The organism is Oxobacter pfennigii, assembly GCF_001317355.1.
In the GTDB taxonomy this organism is placed as follows: domain Bacteria; phylum Bacillota; class Clostridia; order Clostridiales; family Oxobacteraceae; genus Oxobacter; species Oxobacter pfennigii.
The window spans coordinates 1-1,382 of the sequence record NZ_LKET01000049.1 but is presented as its reverse complement, the minus strand read 5'-3'; the positions used below and the strand labels follow the sequence as shown (position 1 = coordinate 1,382).

The window sequence follows — 1,382 nt, the reverse complement described above, 5'->3', positions numbered from 1 at the left end:
TCCCTCAAAATTAAACAGTGTAAGATATGTGTCTCGACTTAAGAAGTAGATATGACTATTGCCATACCGTGTCTCCTTAGAAAGGAGGTGATCCAGCCGCACCTTCTGATACGGCTACCTTGTTACGACTTCACCCCAATCATCGGCCCCACCTTCGACTGCTGCCTCATATAGTTAGCTCACAGGCTTCGGGTGTTGCAGACTCTCATGGTGTGACGGGCGGTGTGTACAAGGCCCGGGAACGTATTCACCGCGACATGCTGATTCGCGATTACTAGCAACTCCGGCTTCATGATGGCGGGTTGCAGCCATCAATCCGAACTGGGACTAGTTTTTTAGATTTGCTCCACTTCGCAGTTTTGCTTCTCATTGTTCTAGCCATTGTAGCACGTGTGTAGCCCAGGACATAAGGGGCATGATGATTTGACGTCATCCCCACCTTCCTCCGAGTTGTCCCCGGCAGTCTCATTAGAGTGCTCAACTTAATGTTAGCAACTAATGACAAGGGTTGCGCTCGTTGCGGGACTTAACCCAACATCTCACGACACGAGCTGACGACAACCATGCACCACCTGTCTTAACATTCCCCGAAGGGCACTCCCTCATCTCTGAAGGATTTGTTAGATGTCAAGCCCTGGTAAGGTTCTTCGCGTTGCTTCGAATTAAACCACATGCTCCGCTGCTTGTGCGGGCCCCCGTCAATTCCTTTGAGTTTTAGTCTTGCGACCGTACTCCCCAGGCGGAGTGCTTATTGCGTTTGCTGCGGCACAGAGGGTGTCGATACCCCCTACACCTAGCACTCATCGTTTACAGCGTGGACTACCAGGGTATCTAATCCTGTTTGCTCCCCACGCTTTCGTGCATCAGCGTCAGTTACAGTCCAGAAAGCCGCCTTCGCCACTGGTGTTCTTCCTAATATCTACGCATTTCACCGCTACACTAGGAATTCCGCTTTCCTCTCCTGCACTCTAGAAACTCAGTTTCAAATGCAATCCCGAAGTTAAGCCCCGGGCTTTCACATCTGACTTAAGTTTCCGCCTACGCACCCTTTACGCCCAGTAATTCCGGACAACGCTCGCCACCTACGTATTACCGCGGCTGCTGGCACGTAGTTAGCCGTGGCTTATTCCTCAGGTACTGTCATTATCATCCCTGATTAAAGAGCTTTACGACCCGAAGGCCTTCTTCACTCACGCGGCGTTGCTGCGTCAGGGTTTCCCCCATTGCGCAATATTCCCCACTGCTGCCTCCCGTAGGAGTCTGGACCGTGTCTCAGTTCCAATGTGGCCGTTCATCCTCTCAGATCGGCTACCCATCGTCGCCTTGGTGGGCTGCTATCTCACCAACTAGCTAATGGGCCGCGGGTCCATCTCATAGCGGAT

Annotated in this window: 1 rRNA gene; it reads right to left on the bottom strand. The window is 52.0% G+C overall.

The annotated features are described in order from the left end of the window. Nucleotides 1-80: 80 nt before the first annotated feature. Nucleotides 81-1,382, bottom strand: a 16S ribosomal RNA gene (locus OXPF_RS17195); the annotation flags it as partial.